The sequence below is a fragment of the Janthinobacterium foliorum genome (assembly GCF_978021625.1).
On record NZ_CDXDQE010000022.1, the window covers coordinates 40,414 to 59,218 of the forward strand.

16 protein-coding genes are annotated in these 18,805 nt (G+C 64.1%); 5 read left to right on the plus strand and 11 right to left on the minus strand.

All coding sequences use genetic code 11. The annotated features are described in order from the left end of the window. The first annotated feature begins 49 nt into the window (after positions 1-49). A complete protein-coding gene (locus ACZ92H_RS28640; RefSeq protein WP_131378350.1) occupies positions 50-832 on the plus strand; it encodes a 3-hydroxybutyrate dehydrogenase in 783 nt (260 codons plus the stop codon). A 172-nt stretch (positions 833-1,004) separates the two neighbouring features. Further along, on the plus strand, positions 1,005-1,853 hold the full coding sequence (locus ACZ92H_RS28645) for a DUF2071 domain-containing protein (RefSeq protein WP_465051867.1): 849 nt from the start codon (positions 1,005-1,007) through the stop codon (positions 1,851-1,853). Here ACZ92H_RS28645 and ACZ92H_RS28650 read toward each other — a convergent pair. The 3 genes from ACZ92H_RS28650 to ACZ92H_RS28660 all read right to left on the minus strand — a co-directional run bounded on the left by ACZ92H_RS28650 (position 1,825) and on the right by ACZ92H_RS28660 (position 4,736). Continuing rightward, entirely contained in the window at positions 1,825-3,465 is a 1,641-nt protein-coding gene (locus tag ACZ92H_RS28650; protein ID WP_465051866.1) for a methyl-accepting chemotaxis protein, read from the minus strand. The two genes, ACZ92H_RS28645 and ACZ92H_RS28650, sit on opposite strands and share 29 nt — an antisense overlap. 247 nt (positions 3,466-3,712) lie before the next feature. After that, entirely contained in the window at positions 3,713-4,303 is a 591-nt protein-coding gene (locus ACZ92H_RS28655; protein ID WP_465051865.1) for a hypothetical protein, read from the minus strand. 61 nt (positions 4,304-4,364) lie between these two features. Next, positions 4,365-4,736 (minus strand): winged helix-turn-helix transcriptional regulator, encoded by a 372-nt coding sequence (locus tag ACZ92H_RS28660; RefSeq protein ID WP_131378342.1) that lies wholly within the window; start codon positions 4,734-4,736, stop codon positions 4,365-4,367. Positions 4,737-4,851: 115 nt separating this feature from the next. On the opposite strand from ACZ92H_RS28660, the gene ACZ92H_RS28665 reads away from it, so the two are divergent. Both ACZ92H_RS28665 and ACZ92H_RS28670 read left to right on the plus strand, forming a co-directional pair. Further along, positions 4,852-5,559: a glutathione S-transferase family protein gene (locus ACZ92H_RS28665; RefSeq protein WP_465051864.1), complete on the plus strand. Its 708-nt coding sequence runs from the start codon at positions 4,852-4,854 to the stop codon at positions 5,557-5,559. Positions 5,560-5,678: 119 nt separating this feature from the next. Beyond that, positions 5,679-7,763 (plus strand): S9 family peptidase, encoded by a 2,085-nt coding sequence (locus ACZ92H_RS28670; RefSeq protein ID WP_131378337.1) that lies wholly within the window; start codon positions 5,679-5,681, stop codon positions 7,761-7,763. 174 nt (positions 7,764-7,937) lie between these two features. On the opposite strand, the gene ACZ92H_RS28675 is transcribed toward ACZ92H_RS28670, so the two are convergent. The 8 genes from ACZ92H_RS28675 to ACZ92H_RS28710 all read right to left on the minus strand — a co-directional run bounded on the left by ACZ92H_RS28675 (position 7,938) and on the right by ACZ92H_RS28710 (position 17,810). Then, entirely contained in the window at positions 7,938-9,989 is a 2,052-nt protein-coding gene (locus ACZ92H_RS28675; RefSeq protein ID WP_465051863.1) for an esterase-like activity of phytase family protein, read from the minus strand. A gap of 73 nt (positions 9,990-10,062) precedes the next feature. After that, complete coding sequence (locus ACZ92H_RS28680) at positions 10,063-10,998, minus strand: helix-turn-helix domain-containing protein (protein ID WP_131378333.1); 936 nt, start codon at positions 10,996-10,998, stop codon at positions 10,063-10,065. 57 nt (positions 10,999-11,055) lie between these two features. After that, positions 11,056-11,973, minus strand: coding sequence for a helix-turn-helix domain-containing protein (locus tag ACZ92H_RS28685; protein ID WP_465051862.1), 918 nt, complete (start codon positions 11,971-11,973; stop codon positions 11,056-11,058). A 16-nt stretch (positions 11,974-11,989) separates the two neighbouring features. Continuing rightward, positions 11,990-13,465, minus strand: a complete 1,476-nt coding sequence (locus ACZ92H_RS28690) for a mannitol dehydrogenase family protein (protein ID WP_131378329.1) — start codon at positions 13,463-13,465, stop codon at positions 11,990-11,992. Further along, positions 13,465-14,514 carry an ABC transporter ATP-binding protein gene (locus tag ACZ92H_RS28695; protein WP_131378328.1) on the minus strand — a complete coding sequence of 350 codons (1,050 nt, stop codon included), beginning with the start codon at positions 14,512-14,514 and terminating at the stop codon, positions 13,465-13,467. The genes ACZ92H_RS28690 and ACZ92H_RS28695 overlap by 1 nt, the downstream gene beginning before the upstream one ends. Before the next feature lie 147 nt (positions 14,515-14,661). Further along, entirely contained in the window at positions 14,662-15,480 is an 819-nt protein-coding gene (locus tag ACZ92H_RS28700) for a carbohydrate ABC transporter permease (protein ID WP_092799841.1), read from the minus strand. 10 nt (positions 15,481-15,490) lie between these two features. Beyond that, positions 15,491-16,351: a carbohydrate ABC transporter permease gene (locus ACZ92H_RS28705; RefSeq protein WP_465051861.1), complete on the minus strand. Its 861-nt coding sequence runs from the start codon at positions 16,349-16,351 to the stop codon at positions 15,491-15,493. Positions 16,352-16,499: 148 nt separating this feature from the next. Continuing rightward, positions 16,500-17,810: an ABC transporter substrate-binding protein gene (locus tag ACZ92H_RS28710; protein ID WP_465051860.1), complete on the minus strand. Its 1,311-nt coding sequence runs from the start codon at positions 17,808-17,810 to the stop codon at positions 16,500-16,502. A gap of 308 nt (positions 17,811-18,118) precedes the next feature. On the opposite strand from ACZ92H_RS28710, the gene ACZ92H_RS28715 reads away from it, so the two are divergent. Beyond that, positions 18,119-18,805: carbohydrate porin (locus ACZ92H_RS28715; RefSeq protein WP_465051859.1), on the plus strand; the 687-nt coding region annotated here is incomplete at its 3' end.

An 18,805-nucleotide genomic window follows, 5' to 3' on the forward strand; every position in this document is an offset into this window, starting at 1 on the left:
ATAGGCAAGCTTTCCACGATCACTCCAACCCGCAATGCAAAGGATTAATATGCAACTCAAAGACAAAGTCGCACTGATTACCGGCGCCGCCAGTGGTATCGGCAAGGAAATAGCTATTGAATACGCGAAACAAGGCGCCAAGGTCGTCATCGCCGACCTGGCCCTCGATGCGGCCACCAAAACGGCCGAGGAAATCCAGCAGGCGGGCGGCCAGGCATTTGCCGTCGCCATGGATGTCACCAGCGAAGAGCAAGTCGACAAGGGCGTGGCCGATGCGGCAGCCCACTTCGGCGGCATCGACGTGCTGATCAGCAACGCGGGCATCCAGATCATCAGCCCCGTCGTCGACTATCCGTTCGAGCAATGGAAAAAGATGCTGGCCATTCACCTGGACGGCGCCTTCCTCACCACGCGCGCGTGCATGCGCGAAATGATCAAGGCGGGCCGCGGCGGCGCCATCATCTACATGGGTTCCGTGCACTCGCACGAAGGCTCGCCTTTCAAGAGCGCCTATGTCGCCGCCAAGCATGGCTTGCTGGGCCTGGCCAAGGTGGTGGCCAAGGAAGGCGCGAAAGACCATATCCGCGCCAACGTCATCTGCCCCGGCTTCGTGCGCACGCCGCTGGTCGACAAGCAAATCCCCGAGCAGGCTGCCCAGCTGAAGATCAGCGAAGAAGACGTGATCAAGAAAGTGATGCTGAAAGACACCATCGACGGCGAATTCACCACCACCCAGGACGTGGCGCAAACGGCCATCTTCCTGGCAGCCTTCCCGTCGACGGCCCTGAGCGGACAGTCGATCGTCGTCAGCCACGGCTGGTTCATGCAGTAATGCCGGCGCCCGCCCGCGTCGGCTGCGCGGCGCCGCGTGCGGCCTGCAACGCTCGCCGTGCTCCGGCACGGCCGGGCGCCCCGGCCACGCATCGCTGCCGCGCGCGATGATGCGGGCGGGCGTTGCCGGGTCAGCATCTCCCCTTTCCGTATCCCACCCGAAAGTTCTTCCCTTGCACGACAACACTTACCGCCACCCGCGCGCGGGCTGGCCAGGGCGCCTGCTTGCCGCGCTCGCCAATAGCGCCCGTTTCGCCACCATCCGCCAGGCCATCCTGTCGCGCCTGCCCTTCCTGAGCTTGCACAGCGACGTGCGCGACGTCGTCTACGTGAGCTGGCTGGTGGATGCCCAAGCCGCGCAGCAACGCGTGCCTGCTGGCGTCACCTTGTGGCAGCGCGACGGCAAGACGCCGTTCACGGTGCTGACGTATCGCCACGGGCATTTCGGCCCGGCCCTGCTGGGCCCGCTGCGCCGGCTGCTGCCGTCTCCGCTGCAAAGCAACTGGCGCCTGTATCTGGACCCCGCGCCCGCGGGCGCGCCCGCCGTGCCCTGCGTGTATTTCCTGAAAAACGTCATGGACAGCCTGCCGCATGCGCTGGGCACGCGGCTGTTCAGCGACATCCTGCCCACGCACCTGGCCGATGCCATGACCCTGGACGTGTCCGCCACGCAGGCGTGCTGCAGCATTACGCCCGGTGCCGGCAGCGCGCCCGCGCTGGATATCCAGGCAGGCTTTACTGATAGCCAGACGCTCGATGGCGACTGGCAGCAACTGTTCGGCAACTGGCGCGACGCCGTCGCCTTCCTCGCCTGCCAGGATGCGGCGATTGCCCACGTGCCGCGCAACGGCAAGCTGGCGTTGGGCGAAATCCACTTGCCCGTTGAGCTGGATCACGTGCAGGCGCTGACGGCCTTGCGCGCGGACTGCGGCTTGCTGGGGCAATTGCCGCCCCTGTCAGCGCCGTTCGCCTTTCTCGTGCCGACAGTCCCCTTCAAGGCGTTGTCAGAGCGCCTGCTGTAGCGCGGCGGCGCTCGGCTGTGCGCAAAGGCACGGCGGCGCCGCGCCGCCGCTCCAGCTTGAACAAGGCCATGGCTTGCTCCAGCTGCAGGGTCTGGTCTTGCAGCGAGGCGGACGCGGCCGCCGACTCCTCCACCAGCGCCGCGTTCTGCTGCGTCACTTCATCCATCTGCGTGACGGCCATGTTGACCTGGCCGATGCCGTGGCTTTGCTCGCGCGAGGCGGAAGCGATTTCTTCCATGATGCCGTGCACGCCCTGCACGGCGCCCAGCATTTCGGCGCTGCTGGCGCCCGCCTGTTCCGCCAGCTTCGCGCCTTCCTGCACCTGCGCCAGCGACGCCGTGATCAGCTGCTTGATTTCCGTGGCGGCCGAGGCGCTGCGCTGGGCCAGGCTGCGCACTTCGCCCGCCACGACGGCAAAGCCGCGTCCCTGGTCGCCCGCGCGCGCCGCTTCCACGGCCGCGTTCAGGGCCAGGATATTCGTCTGGAAGGCGATGCCTTCGATGATGCCCGTGATATCGCCGATCTTCTTCGACGAGGCGTTAATTTCCCCCATCATCGTCACCACCTGGCCGACGATTTCGCCGCCGCGCCCGGCCAGGCCATGCACCTTGCCCGCCATGTCGCTGGCCTGCACGGCATTGCCGCTGTTTTGCTGCACCGTCGCGGCCAGCTGTTCCATGCTCGACGCCGTTTGCTGCAAGGCCGAGGCCTGCGCTTCCGTGCGGCCCGACAAGTCCATATTGCCGGCCGCGATTTCCTGGCTGGCCGTGCTGATGCGCAAAAAGTTGCCGCGCACATCGCCGACGATGGAATGCAGGTTGACGCGCAGCTGGCGCAGGGAGCGCAGCAGCTGTCCCATCTCGTCGCGCCGCGTCGTGTCCAGTTCGCCCGTCAGGTCGCCGCCCGCCATCACGTCGCAGGCCTGGCGCGCCTGTTGCAGCGGCTGCAGCACGGCACGATGCAGGGTGTGCCAGAAATACAGGGTCGCCAGCACGGCTACCACGGACAAGCCCGTCAGCCAGCTGCCCGCGCGCGCCGGCAGCCAGCCCCCGTTCCACGCCAGCTGCAGCAGCAGGACGGCCGTCAGCAAGCCCAGGTTCCAGCCGATGCGCTTGCCCAGCGCCAGGTCGCGCAAGCTGAGCAATTTCGCCATCCAGCCCGTGCGCCCGGCGGCGCCCTGGCTGATGGCGATGCCATCCGCCCGCCCCGCCTTGATGCGCGCGTACAGGGCCGCCGCCTGCGCCACCTGCTGGCGCGTGGGCTTGGTGCGCACGGACATGTAGCCGACGGCCACGCCATCTTCCACCACGGGCGTGACGTTGGCCAGTACCCAGTAATAATCGCCATTCTTGCAGCGGTTCTTGACCATGCCGCTCCACGAGCGGCCCGAGCGGATGGTGGCCCAGAAATCGGCGAATGCTTCCACGGGCATATCCGGGTGGCGCAGGATGTTCTGCGGCGCGCCGATCAATTCTTCCGCACTGTAGCCGCTGACGGCGATGAAGTACGGGTTGGCATACGTGATATTGCCTTGCAAGTCGGTAGTCGAGACGATGGTCTCGGTATCGCTCAGATTGATCTCGGTATCGCTGACGGGAAGATTAAGTCGCATGGTCGGATCCTTGGCTGTAGCCCGTGCGCAGACGGCAAACGGGGGAAATGCAGGGCGGCACCGCCGGGGCGGCAGTCTGCACCGATACATTAATTTTAATATTTAATTGTTAATTTAAATCGGCAATTTTTACTGGCGAAATTGCCTTGCGAATCTGCAAATGTTGCAGATGGCGGAGGGGCCGCAGGGGAGTGGAGCGCGCGGGACCGGAACAGCGTGACTGTCCCGGTGGCAAACAGCGAAGCGTTTAACGGGGCACGTAGCGCCAGCCTGCGTTCTCGAGCATGAAGGTCAGTTCCGTCTTGATGCCGTCCGGGCGGCTCGGCACGCTCAACTGCGTATCGCATACCAGGTAACCGGTCTGGCGCTTGACTTCGCATTCGTTGATGGCCTTGACCTGCATGGTGGTCTGCGCTTCCTGCATCTGCACATCCTTGGCCGCTTCCGGGTCGCGCGCCACTTCTTCCTTGGCCCAAGCGCGTATCATGGCTTGCGCCTCGGCCGGCGACGGTCCGGCAAATTTTGCGTGCTTGCGCTCGACGCCGACCCAGGTGCCGTTCTCGTTACGCAGCGGCAGCACGGTAAAGCCATCGCGCATGCCGGCGCTCATGCCCACCAGGCAGACGACTTCACCGGGCACTTCCAGCGAATCCTGGCAGCCGCGCAGGCTGGTGACCTTGATGGCGATCGGCACGCCCGATTGGGTCTTCGCCTGGGTCTTGGCCACGCCCGCCTGCACGGCGGCGTGGATTTGTTCGAGTGTCGGCATGGTTGCCGCCTGCGCGGGCAAGGTGGCGAACAGGGCGGCGGCGGTGAGGGCGAGAGTAGTCAGGCGCATGGGTGTCGGGAGTAGTCGTCAAAGGCCGGCAGTCTAGCACTTTACTAAAAGACAGCTGTTTCTATTGAGAATTATCGGCCGGCTCCGCTTCCGCGGCCAGGAAGGGACCGCCCGCATCGGCCTGCCCGCGCAGGCGCAGGCCGATGCCGCGCAACATGTCGACCAGTTCGCGCAAGCGCAAGCCCTCGTCCGTCAGCCGGTATTCCACTTTCACGGGCACTTCCGCGTAGATCGTGCGCGTCAGCAAGCCCGCTTCTTCCAGCGCGCGCAAGTCCAGGGTCAGCATGCGCTGGGAAATATTCGGCACGGCGCGGCGGATTTCGCTGAAACGCTTCGGCCCCGCCATCAGATAGCTGAGCAGCACGATGCGCCAGCGCCCGCCCAGCAGGCGCATGGCTTCCTCCACGGCGCAGCCGGAGACATTGTGTTTCATGATGCTACTCCAGTCTGGTATAAAAAATGTACCTATACCACATTATTCTGCCTTCTTCCAAATAGTAACTGCAGCGGCTAGACTGCCCTTCCCTCAACCCACATGGAGTGTCGACTTGGAAACCACCCTGATCTACAGCGTGCCGTTCGGCTGCTCGTTCGCCGCCATCGCCGCCCTCGAATGGAGCGGCTTGCCGTTTCGCCTGGCCCGCGTGGAAGCGCGCGATCCGGCCAGCAAGCAGCATCCGGCCTTTCTCGCCATCAATCCCCTGAGCCAGACGCCGGCCCTACTCACGCACGCGGGCATGCCGTTGCTGGAAAGCATGGCGATCCTGCTGCATATCGCCGCCCGCGCGCCGCATAAAGGCTTGGGCCATGCGCAAGGCACGCCCGGCTACGACCACCTGAACAGCGTGCTGTCTTTCCTGCACACGACGTTTCATGCGGCCTTCATGCCCGCCTTCCAGGCAGCGCGCGCGGCGCAAGGCGATGCACGCGCCGCCGTCTGGCGCGAGATGGCCATCGAAAAGGTCAACCAAAGCCTGGCCCACCTGGAGCGCCTGCTGATCGGCCGCAGCTGGCTGGCCTCGGACACGGCGCCGAGCGTCGCCGACGCCTACCTGGCCGCCACGGCGCGCTGGGCCGAACCCCTGCAACTGGCGCGCCTGGACGACTACCCCCGCGTGGCGCGCCTGCTGGCGACGCTGGAACAAGACCCCGGCATCCGCTTCGCCCATGCCATCGAAGACGGCGTGCCGGCGGCCAGCCAGGGCGGTTTCCTGGGCCACGTGGCGCTCGACCAACTGGCAGCCAAGGCCGGTTAACCGGCGGTCAACTCCCGCTGGAGGCGCCGCTTTATTGCTATGATGTCGGGCTGCCGGCGGTACAGCCGGCCTCGTCAATATCATATCCATAACGTCGCACTATAAAAACGGGAGTTTGAATGAGTTTACGTCTGCTGCTCTTGGGAGCATTCAGTGCCGCCCTGGCCACCACCGCCGCCGTGCCGGCATGGGCCGCGCCACGCGGTTTCACCGTCGAAGACATGGTTGCCATGGAGCGCGTGGGCAGCCCCGTGCTGTCGCCGGACGCCACGCGCGTCGTCTACACGGTGCGCACCACCAACCTGGACAAGAACCGCGGCAACACGCAGCTGTGGATGATCGACCTGCGCGCGCCGAACGCGGCGCCACGCCAACTGACGCGCGGCGATGCCAGCGCCAGCGACCCTCAATGGTCGCCGAACGGCGACGCCATCTACTTCCTGTCCGGCCGCTCCGGTTCCTCGCAAGTGTGGCAGCTGCCCCTGGCTGGCGGCGAGGCGGCCAAGGTCACCGACCTGGCGCTGGACGTCGACACCTACCGTTTGTCGCCGCAGGGCGACCGCCTGGCCTTCAGCATGGGCGTCTTCCTCGACTGCGCGGACATCGCCTGCACGAAAAAACGCCTGGACGACAAAGCCAGGAACAAGGCGAGCGGCATGGTCTACGACCAGATGTTCGTGCGCCACTGGGACACCTGGGCCGACGGCCGCCGCAACGCGCTGTACTCGGCGCCCATCGACGCGGCGGGCAAGGTCAGCGCAGCGCCCGTCAGCCTGAGCGGCACCCTCGACGGCGACGCGCCATCGAAGCCGTTCGGCGACAACGGCGAATACAACTTCAGCCCGGACGGCAAGACCGTGGCCTTCTCCGTGCGCGTGGCCGGCCGCACGGAATCGTGGTCGACCAACTTCGACGTCTACACGATTCCGGCTATCGGCGGCCAGGCGCCGCGCAATCTCACGGCCGACAATCCGGCCTGGGATGCCAAAGCCGCCTACTCGCCCGATGGCCGCACCCTGGCCTATGTCGCCATGACCAGGCCAGGCTTCGAGGCCGACCGCTTCCACCTGGTCTTGATGGATGTCGCCACGGGCAAGAAGCGCACCGTGGCCGACGACTGGGACCGCTCCGTGGCCGACTTCCGCTGGACGCCGGACGGCAAGGCTTTCCTGGTGACGGCCGATGACGTGGGCCAGCACCGCCTGTTCCACATCGACGCGTCCAGCGGCAAGGTCACTGCCCTGACGGGCAAGGGTGCCGTGGGCGGCTTCGACGTGCGCGGCAATACCATCGTACTGGCGCAGGCTAGCCTGGCCTCGGGCGCGCAGCTGTACACGCGCAAGCTCGATGCCAAATCGGAAACGGCGCCGATGCAGCAGTTGACGAAGCAGAATGCGGCAGCCCTGGCCGACGTGCGTTTCGGCGAATATGAACAGTTCTCGTTCGCGGGCGCCGATGGCGAAACCGTGTACGGCCACGTCATGAAGCCATGGAATGCCAAGGCCGGCGAAAAGTATCCGGTCGCCTTCCTCGTGCATGGCGGCCCGCAGGGCAGCTTCGGCAACAGCTGGAGCTACCGCTGGAATCCGCAAGTGTATGCGGGCGCCGGCTACGCCACCGTCTTCATCGACTTCCACGGTTCGACCGGCTATGGCCAGAAGTTCACGGACGCCATCAGCGGCGACTGGGGCGGCAAGCCGCTGGTCGACCTGCAAAAAGGCCTGGAAGCGGCCGCCAGGAAGTTCCCATGGCTGGACCGCGAACGCAGCTGCGCGCTGGGCGCGTCGTACGGCGGCTACATGATGAACTGGATCGCCGGCAACTGGCCGGACGGCTTCAAATGCCTGGTCAACCACGATGGCGTGTTCGACAGCCGCGGCATGGCTTACGCAACGGAAGAGCTGTGGTTCACCGAGTGGGAAAACGGCGGCACCTACTACGATGCGCCGGCCAAGTACGAGCAGTTCAATCCCGTGAACTTCGTGAAAAACTGGAAGACGCCGATGCTGGTGGTCCAGGGCGACCTGGACTTCCGCATCCCCACCGCGCAAGGCCTGGGCACCTTCACGGCGCTGCAGCGCCGTGGCATCCCGAGCAAGCTGCTGGTCTTCCCGGACGAAAACCACTGGGTGCTGAAACCGGCGAACTCGCTGCTGTGGCATCACACGGTGCTGGACTGGCTCAATACCTACACCAAGAAGTAATCGGATGAATGTCGGATTACAGCCTTTGGCCTCGGCGGCCCCGCCTAATCCGACCTACGTTCACTCTTCATAACAAAAAAGCCGCACGGTGCATCCCGGCACAGCGCGGCTTTTTCCATGCGTAGGTCGGATTAGCGGCGCGCGCGCCGCGTAATCCGACACATCCACCATCGTTCAATACGCAGTGAGCGCCTTGGCAAACTTCACGATCCACAAGCGGCTTGGCCGCTCGCGGTCGTCGCCGCGCGCCACGCGGATGCTGTTGGCGGCGTTGCAGCCGACAGCGCTGCTGGTGACGATGACGCCGCCGGCGTCGACCGTGCACTTGGTCACGTCGGCATCCTTCACTTCCACGCCGGCCGCATCAAACACCTTGGTTTTCATGCCGAAGTCATTATCGTTGGCCAGCGCGATGGTCGAATCGTCGACCAGGGTCAGTCCTTCCGCCTTTTCCGCCGCCCAGCCGATGGCATTCAAGTCCAGCAGCAGGGTTTTCTTCAGCGGCGTGACGGCGGCCCAGTCGGCGCCGTTCACGGCCACGCCGCCCATGCTGCTTTTTTCCAGGTCCGACGTGGCGGCGTTGAAGGCGGCGGCCGAAATATCCGTGGCGGCCTTCAGTTCCACCAGCATCAGCTTGTTGAATACCTTGCCCGAGGGCGCGGCGCCCTGCTCGATGACGAGGAACTTGCCGCCGCCCAGCGCCACCATGTCGCCCAGCTTGGCATTGCCCGTCCGGCCATCCTGGTAGTCGGCGGCATTGAGCGGATACGCATACATCTTGCCGCTCGTGCCCGTCACCGGGTCGAATTCGATCCAGCGCGTGAAGCCGGCAAAGCGCTCGACCTGCTCGGCCTTCTTCGTCACCGCATACATGGCCGTGCCGTCGCTCAAGGGACTTTGCAGGAAGGCGTACAGCTTGTCGTTGCTCGTGTCCAGGGTCATGCCTTCCATGCCGCGGTTGGCGCGGCGCTTGGCGAACAGCGCCGGCAAGCCCTTGCCCGGCTCATACCTGGCCTGGATGACGCCGGTGGCCGCGTCGATCCTGATGATGAACGGGCCGTATTCATCCGAGACCCACAGCGCATTGCGCTTGGCGTCGACGACGATGGCTTCCGAATCGAGGCCGCCCGCATTGAAGACGGCCTTGCTGCCTGCGTCGAACTTCATCGCATCCATGACGGGGATCTCGGCTGAATTGCCCACCGCGCCCACCGGCACGGGCAAGCCAGAACTGTTCACGGTGGCGGACACCCTGATCGGCGTCGACGAGGCCAGCACGGCGCCGTTCTTGCCCACCGTGATCACGCCAAACGACGGCGTGAAGCTGGGCGAAGGAAAGATCTTGCTGCCGATCGTGCCCTTGCCCGATGGATCGGGCACCAGCGGGCCGTCGCCATTCGGGCCGCGGTCCGTCAAACCGTAGAATTCCAGGTCGCCCGCCGCATTCTTGCCTTTGTACGCCAGGCCCGATCCGTACGATGGCAGGAAGCCGTTCGGGAACTCGCCCTTGATTTTCGCGTTGGCGCCTTCGTACGGCACGTAGAATTTATCGGCCGCCTGGATCTGGTAGCGCGTCACCGTGACTTTTACCTCGCCCACGGGATTGGCCTGCGTCAGCGCCTCGTTGACGGGCGCGCCGATTTTTGACGCCAGGGTGTCTTCGAAATGCTCGCGCACCAGGGCGCGGCGCTCCGCATCGACCGTGCGTCCGGCGAATTTTCCGCCCACCGCCGCCAGGTGCGCGGCCAGCGCCGTGTTGAAGGCGGCGGGAGCGCCCGCAAAGTCCAGGGTCTTGCCGGCCAGCGCGGCCTTCACGTCGTCAGTCAGCTTGATGCCGTTCGACGGATCGCTGTCGTCATCGAGCAGTTGCAGCGCCAGCAGGCGGTTGACGACCTTGTCGTCCGCCACGTTCGTGCTGGCGGCCAGGGCCAGCGGCGTGACGATGGCGCCGCATGGCGCCGAGCCCAGGGCCAGGCCGCCCACGCTGAACGCCACCGTCTCGCCGGCGTTGCACATGAATTCGCCCTTGGCATTGGTGCTGGCCTTGGCCGCGCCGCCCGCCACATATTCGAGCCCTTCCACCGCGCCGTCGAGAAAGACGCCCGTTTGCGCCACGGGTTTGGCTGGCTCGTCATGGTTGTCGCTGCCGCCGCAGGCGGACAGGCACAGGGCGGCGGCCAGCGCCAGCAGGGTCAGTTTCGGGGTCGTCGTCACGGCAGTGTTCATGCATTCCTCGGCTAAGGTGGGTGGAATCAGCCGGGAAGATTAACTGGACAAAGTGACAAGCCCGTGACAGGCCTCACGCCTGTGGCATATCCGCCACGGGTCCGCCGATGCCGCCGAAGCGGCCGTCGGCCTGGCGCCGGAATTGCTTCGGCGTGACGCCCTTCACCTGCAGGAAGCGGCGATTGAAATTGGCCACGTTCTGGAAGCCCACGTCATAGCAGACGTTCGACACGTACTGGTCGGTATCCATCAGCAGCTGGCACGCCTTGTTGATGCGCAGGCGGCTGATGAAATCCGTGAAGCTGTTGCCCGTCGCCTTGCGGAAGAAGCGCGAGAATTTACTCAGCGACATGCCCACCTGCTCGGCCAGCATTTCCGCCGAAATGGGCTCGCGGTAATTGTCCGTGATGTAGTTGAGGACGGAATTGACCTTGGCCAGGGTGGCATCGTCGTCATACGAGCGCAAGGAGGCGCTCGACAGCAAGCGGTAATTGGCCGTGCGCGCCAGCTTGCTCATCAGCTGGACGAATTCGGCGAAGCGCTCGGCGCCGTGCGTGGCGCGGATGCGCGCCAGGTGCTGCTCCGCCGCGTGCCCCATCTCGAAAAACTCCACGCCGTAGCTGGAGCGCTCCAGCAGCGGCAGCAGCTCGCGCAATTCGGGGATGACGCGCGCGGCGCCCGCCAGCGGCGCGTGGGCGAACTGCACGATCATGTCGCGCAGGGCCACGCCCCCCTCCGGCACCACGTTCGAGATCCAGTTGTGCGGCAGGCGCGGCCCCGTCAGCACCAGATGGCCGGGCGAGAATTCGCCGATGTAGTCGCCCACGAACAAGCGTCCGCTGGTGGCGACGATCAGGTGCAGTTCGTATTCCTCGTGGCAGTGCCAGCGCACGCGCGAACTGGGGTAGCCGTGTTCCAGGTAATTGATGATGCCGTCATAGCTCTCGCGTTCCAGCTCGGGCGCCTTGCGCTCGCTGTCACGGTAGCCGTTCTGCCATGTGTGTTCCATGCTCGTCTCTTTGCAGGCTGTCTCCCGCCTTTGCCGCTAATGTACCGCAAAAAAAAACTACTCGCCAAAGCGGCCCAGCGCCTGCTGGCGGAATTCTTTCGGCGTCATGCCCTTGAGTTCGAGGAAACGCCGGTTGAAATTGGCCACATTATTAAAACCCGCCTCGTAGCAGATGTTGCTGACGTAGCGCTCCGTCTCCATCAGCAGCTGGCATGCCTTGTTGATGCGCAGGCGGTTGACGAAATCCGTGAAGCTGTTGCCCGTGGCGCTGCGGAAGAAGCGCGAGAACGTCCGCTCGGGCATGTCCACCTGCTCGGCCAGCTGCTTCAGCGAGAACTGGCTGCTGTAATTGTGCACGATGTAATTGATGGCGGAACTGATGCGCGCCAGGGCCGCGTCGTCGTCGCTCGACTGCATCGGCACCGTCGACAGCAGCTGGTAGTCGCTGGTCTGCGCCAGCTCGCCCAGCAGGGTCAGAAATTCGATGAAGCGCGGCAGGCCGCTGCTGTCGCGGATGCGCTGGAAGCGCCGCAGCGACTGCTCGCTGGCGCCAAAGAATTCCACGCCATGCAAGGCCCGCTGCAGCAGGGGGAAAATTCCCTTCAGCTCCGGGATGACGGCCGCCATCGAGGCCAGCGGCGGGTGCGAAAACTGGATCACCATGTCGCGCAGCTCCAGGCCTTCCGGCGGCGTGTCGAGCGAGACCCAGTTGTGCGGCACGCGCGGCCCCGTCAGGACCAAATGGCCAGGCGTGAACTGGCCGATATAGTCGCCCACAAACACCTTGCCGCTGCTCTCGACGATCAGGTGCAGCTCGTACTCGTCGTGATAATGCCAGCGCACCAGCGAATTCGGAAAGCCGTGCTCCAGGTAGCGGATGAAGCCGAAACTGCCTTTCGGCTCGAAGCCGGGCGTGGCGTCGCGCTGCTGTTCCAGCTCCATCTGCGGCTGCGGATATTCGGCCTTGCGTTGCATGGCGCGCCCTCCTCCGTCAAGCCACGATCCGTTCGAGCGCGGCGCGCGCCCCCAGTGCATACAGGCTGGCCAGCGCCTCGCCCACCGCCTGCGTGAACGCCGGCGTGTCGCTCAAGTCGCCGAACAGCTGGCGCAGGGACAGCAATGCCGTGGGGTCCGCGCCGCCATGCAGCGCCAGCTCGCGCAGGCGCGCCGCGTACGGATCGTTCAGGGGCATCTCGCGCCCCTGCTCGTCGCGGCCTTCCAGGTAGCGGAACCAGCATGCCACCGTGAAGGCCAGCAGCTTGATGGCACCGCCCCGGGCCAGCGCTTCGCGCACGGACGGCAGCACGAATTTCGGGATGCGCGCCGAGCCTTCCGTGCCGATGCGCGCCAGCTGGTCGCGCACGGCCGGATTCGAGAAGCGCTCGATCAGGGTCGCCTTGTACAGTTCCAGGTCGATGCCTTCCACCGTATCGAGCAGCGGCGTGACTTCGTCATCCATCATGCGCCGCACCAGCGCGCGGATGCCAGGGTCAAGCATCGCTTCATGCGCAAACGTGTAGCCCAGCTGCATGCCGATGTAGCACAGGGCCTGGTGGCCGGCGTTGAGCAGGCGCAGCTTCATTTTTTCATAGGGCAGCACGTCGTGCGTCATCTGCGCGCCGACTTTCTCCCAGGCCGGCCGGCCCTGCGGGAATTCATCCTCGATGACCCATTGGCGGAACGGTTCGCACACCACGGGCCAGGCGTCGATGATGCCGAACGTGTCGCGCACCAGCGCCCGGTGCTCATCGGTGGTGGCGGGCGTGATGCGGTCGACCATGCTGTTGGGGAAGCTGCAGTGCGTGGCCAGCCAGCGCGCCAGCTCCAGGTCGCGCAGGGCGACAAAAGCCAGCAGCATCTTGCGCGTCACGTCGCCATTGTTTTGCAGGTTATCGCAGGACATGATGGTAAACGGCGCCAGGCCCCGCTGGTGGCGCAGGGCCAGGGCCGCGGCCAGGTAGCCGAACGAGCAGCGCGGCGCCTGCGGGTGCGCCAATTCGTAGACGATGTCGGGATGCGCCGCATCGAATTCGCCCGTGCCCTGGTTGACGTAGTAGCCGCCTTCCGTGATGGTCAGCGAGACGATGCGCGTGCCCGCATCGGCCAGCTTTTCCAGCACGGCCTGCGGATCGTCGGGCGCATACAGATAATCGGCCACGCAGCCGATGATGCGCGCGACATCGCCTGCCGCGCTGCGCTCGACCACCGTATACAAGCCGTCCTGCGACTGCATGGCGTCGCGCATGGCCGCGTCATGCTCCAGCAAGCCCACGCCGCAGTAGCCCCATTGCGCATGGCCGGGCAAGGCCAGCAAATCGTCGAGATACACGGCCTGGTGGGCGCGGTAGAAACCGCCCACGCCGATATGCACGATGCTGGGCACGAGCGTCTCGCGCGCGTATGCGGGCACGCCGACGCTGGCCGGCAGCTGCGCCAGGGTCCCTTGTTTCAATGCGATGGCATCCATTACAGCGCTCCTTTCGCCGCCGCGTAGGTCTTGCCGGCGCGGTCAAAATAATGCACGAAGCCCGGTTCGAACGTCAGGTGCGTCTGCTGGCCCGGCTGCAGGCTGCTGCGCTCCGCGCCGCGCGAGACCACCTGCACATTGTTCGGCAGGCGCACATAGGTCAGGGTTTCCACGCCCAGCGACTCCACCAGGTCAACGGTGACGGGCACGCTGCCCGGCTGCGCCGCGCCCAGGTGAACGTGCTCGGGGCGGATGCCGACAAAGCCGTCGGCCTGCGCCGCGCTGCCCGCCTGTGCCAGCAGCTGCGGCGCGGCGTCGGCGGGCACCACGTTCATGCTGGGCGTGCCGATGAATTGCGCGACGAAGCGGTTGGCCGGACGGTCATACAGTTCCAGGGGCGAGCCGTGCTGCTCGATCTGCCCGTCGCGCAGCACCACCACGCGGTCGGCCAGGGTCATCGCTTCCACCTGGTCGTGCGTGACGTAGATGGTGGTGGCGCCCAGTTCGCGGTGCAGCTTGGCGATCTCGATGCGCGTCTGCACGCGCAGGGCCGCGTCGAGGTTCGACAGCGGTTCGTCGAACAGGAACACCTTCGGGTCGCGCACGATGGCGCGGCCGATGGCCACCCGCTGGCGCTGGCCGCCCGACAGCTCCTTCGGCGTGCGCTCCAGGTATTTTCCCAAGTCGAGGATGGCGGCCGCCTTGTCCACCTTTTCGCGGATGATGGCCGCATCGACGCCGGCCAGCTTCAGCGCGAACGACATGTTCTGGAACACCGTCATGTGCGGGTACAGCGCGTACGACTGGAACACCATCGCCAGGTCGCGCTTGGACGAAGGCAGGGCCGTGATGTCGCGTCCGTCGAGCGACAGCTTGCCGCCGTCGATCGGCTCCAGGCCCGCGATCAGGCGCAGCAGGGTGGATTTTCCGCAGCCCGATGGTCCCACGAAGACGACGAATTCGCCCTGGCGGATTTCCAGGTCGATGCCCTTGATGGCGCGGTGCTCGCCAAAGAATTTTTCGATATTGCTCAGTTGAAGGTAGGCCATGATTGTCTCATTTCTGATGTGTTTTCGATGCTTTCAGAAACCGCAGCGAGCGGTTCAAGTTCGGTTGGAGTAGCGGCGCTGTGCGGATGCGCAGCGAGCAACGGAGAGCCGAAATCGGGCCGCGCAGCAGGTTTATGGGGGCATCATTTATTTGACGGCGCCGAAAGTCATCCCCTGCACCAGTTGTTTCTGGCAGAACCAGCCCAGCGCCATGATCGGCGCGATGGCCATCAGCGACGCGGCCGACAATTTGGCCCAGAACAGGCCTTCGGGGCTCGAATACGAGGCGATCAGCCAGGCCAGGGTGCCCGCGTTGGAAGCACCCAGGTTCAGCGACCAGAACGATTCATTCCACGACCACACCATGCACACGAGGGCCGTGGAAGCGATGCCGCCCACGGACAGGGGCAGCACGACGTGGCGGAACTCGTCCCACACGGTGGCGCCGTCCATGCGCGACGCTTCCAGGATTTCGCGCGGCAGTTCCTTCATGCTGGTATACAGCAGCCAGATCATGATGGGCAGGTTCATCAGCATGAACATGATGGTCAGGCCGATGCGCGTGTCGAGCAGGCCGAAGTACTGGTAGCAGATATAGATCGGCATCAGGGCGCCCACGCCGGGCATGTAGCGCGAGCTGAGCATGAATTTCAGCAAGCCGATGGTGCCGCCCGTGGGAAAGAAGGCCATCGAATACGCGGCCGGGATGGCGATCAGAAGGCCGATGGCCGTCGACACGACGCTGGTAAACAGCGAGTTCCAGGCATAGCCGAAGTAGTTGTCGCGCGCCAGCACTTCGCGGAAGCTGTCGAGCGTTGGCGTGAAGAACAGCAGCGGCGGCGTGGAAATGGCTTGCCCTTCCGTCTTGAAGGCCATCAGGCCCAGCCAGAAGATGGGAAAGAACAGCAGCAGCGCGCACAGCCAGGCGGCGGCCGTGCGGCCATACAAGTTGAATTTGCCATGCATGATGGTCTCCTTATTTCGACAGGTTCTTGCCGATGACGCGCATCAGGAAGAAGGCGGCGATGTTGGCGATGAGCACGGCGAACAGGGCGCCGGCCGAGGCCGCTCCCACGTCATACGACAGCAGTGCCTGCTGATAGATCATGAAGGTGATGGTGGTCGTGTCGAAGCCGGGACCGCCGCCCGTGGTGGTAAAGATTTCCGCAAAGATCGACAGCAAAAAGATCATCTCGATCATCAGCACCACCGAGACGGCGCGCCCCAGGTGGGGAATGTAGAGGTAGCGCAATTGCTGCAGGTAGGTGGCGCCATCCATGCGGGCCGCTTCCAGCTGCTCGCGGTCCATCGATTGCAGGGCTGTCATGAAGATCAGGCAGGCGAACGGCAGCCATTGCCATGAGACCATCATGATGATGGAAAACAGCGGGTGGGCCGACAGCCAGTCGACGGGCGTGGCGCCAAAGAAGAGGCTGATCTGCGCGAACAGGCCATAGATCGGATTGAGCAGCATGTTCTTCCACATCAGAGCGTTGACGGCCGGCATGACGAGGAAAGGCGAGATCAGCAGCACGCGCACGATGGCGCGCCCCGGGAACGCTTCATTGATGAGCAGTCCCAGCGCCGTGCCCAGCACGACCGTGATCAGCATCACGGAAAACAGCAGGGTGAAGGTGTTTTGCAATGCCGGCATGAACGAGGCATCGGTAAAGAAAAAGTGGAAATTGGCCAGACCGTGGAAAGGATGGCCGCTCGGATCGAGCATGGAATAACGCACGAATGCGTAATACAGCGTGATCAGCAGCGGGATCACGGAAATGACGGAGACGGCGACCACGGCCGGCGTCAGCAAAGTCCGGGGGATAATGCGTTTCATAGGATTTCTCTTGGGGCAAGAAGGAACAATCGCCGGCAAAAATCTGGAGTCAGACCCGTCGGGGGAATGCGGCCCTATGGGACGCATTCCGATCCGAAGGACTGACCCCGGCTTTACGCTATTGGAGCAAGCAAACTATGCAGCAGGCTTACTTGTAGTACCCGCCCTTGCGCATCTCTCTTTCCGCCGTCTGCTGCGACAATTCCAGCGCCTGATCCACCGTCACCTTGCCCAGCAGCGCTGCCGCCATCTGCTGGCCGGCGGCCACGCCGATCACCTGGAATTCGGGGATGGAGGCGAACTGCACGCCCACGTACGGCGAAGGCGGCAAGGTGCTTTGCACGGCGCGCGTGGTGGCCAGGGCCTTGCCTTCGGCGGCGGCAAATTTCGCCACTTTCTGGAACTCGGGGCTCGCATAGGTCGATTTGCGCGTGCCCGTCGGCACGTTGGCCCAGCTGGTTTCCTTGGCCACCAGTTTCACGTAGTCCGGCGATGTGGCCCAGTTGATGAAGCGCTGCGCTTCATTCGGGTGCTTGGAACTGGACGGGATGGCGAGCGACCAGATCCACAGCCAGTTGGCGCCCCGCTCCGTCACGCCCACGGGCGACTGGGCGAACGCCACCTTGTCGGCCACCTTGCTTTGCTTGGGATCGGTGATGAAGGAGGCGGCAATCGTCGCGTCGATCCAGATGCCGCACTTGCCCTGGTTGAACAGCGCCAGGTTTTCATTGAAGCTGTTGGCGGCCGCGCCCGGCGGGCCGTATTTCTTCATCAGGTCGACATACATGTTGACCGCGTCCTTCCACGGCTTGCTGGTGAATTGCGGCTTCCATTGCATGTCGAACAGCTGGCCGCCGTAGGAATTGGCCATGGTGGTAATCAGCGCCATGTTGTCGCCCCAGCCCGGCTTGCCGCGCAGGCAGATGCCGTACACGCCGTTGGCCGGATCATGCAGCTTGGCCGCCACGTCGCGCAGCTGGTTCCAGGACGGACGGTCTTCGATGGTCATGCCCGCCTTTTTGACCAGGTCGCTGCGGTACATGATCATCGAGCTTTCGCCATAGAACGGCGATGCGTACAGCTTGCCGTCGCCGGACAGGCCTTCGCGGATGGCGGGCAGCAAGTCATCGATATCGTACTTGGCGTCCGGCTTGATGGGGATCAGCCAGTTTTTCTTGCCCCAGATGGGGGTTTCATACAGGCCGATGGTCATCACGTCGAACTGGCCGCCCTTGGTGGCGATATCGGTCGTCATGCGCTGGCGCAAGACGCCCTCTTCCAGGGTCACCCACTTGAGCTTGATGTCTGGATTGGCTTGCTCGAAGAACTTGCTGAGCTTTTGCATCTCGATCATGTGGCCGTTGTTGACGGTGGCAATGACGAGGTCGGTTGCGGCAAAGGCGGACGAAGCGAAGCAGAAAGCGCCGGCGCACAGCGCGGCAATGGCGGAACGTTTCATTGTGTGTCTCCAGTGTTTTTTGTCGTTGGCAATGCCTGAATACTTAGCACCACGACCACAATGTATCACCGCGCTTTGATACTTTCTGATACTCCAAAACCGCAATTCAATACTCTTTTGCAGCGCCGCTATGCGCGAGAGTATCGACATTGAGTAAAAACAACACTTTGAAAGAAAGTATCGCGACTTGTTCGTTTTGTATCAGGGTGGTTAAAAATGCGCTGCTAGACTTGGTTTTCGGCATTAGACCGTGCGCGGCAGCGACCTTCGGGCGCCGCCGCTACCACCTACATCCTTCTGGAGACCGCATGAACCGCACTGCATTGAAAGTCATCCCTGCCGCCCTGCTCCTCGTCCTCGCCAGCGCTTCCGCCGTTGCCGACCCCATGTATCCATCCGATGCCGAAGGCTTCCACGGCTACCTGCGCGCTGGCGCCGGCAGCAATACCTCGGGCGACGGCGGCTCGCAAGGCTGTTTTGGCCTGGGCGGCAATACCATGAAATACCGTCTGGGCAATGAGTGCGACGCCTACACGGAATTCGGCTACACCAAATCCATCGCCAAGTCCGGCGGCGTCAACTACCTGGCCACCATCTGGGTCAATGCCTATGCGCCGAACTCCGATTTCGGCGATCACAAGCTGGGCATCGTGAAAGCCTACGTCGAAGCGCAGGGACTCGATTTCCTGAACGGCGGCACGGCCTGGGTCGGCAAGCGCTTCTACTACCGTCCCGACATCCACATGCTGGATCTGCAATACATCAACATGAACGGCACGGGTGCCGGCCTGGACCGCATTCCCGTGGGCCCGGGCAAATTCTCGTACGCCTTCTTCAAGGATAACGACATCAACGCCCGCGATCCCGCGACGGGCGCCATCCTCGGCACCCGTTCGGCCGTGCGCCAGAACTTCATCTACGGCGACATTCCCGTCAACACCAACGGTACCCTGGACGTGGCTGCCACCATCATCACGGCCGAAGGTAAGGACAAC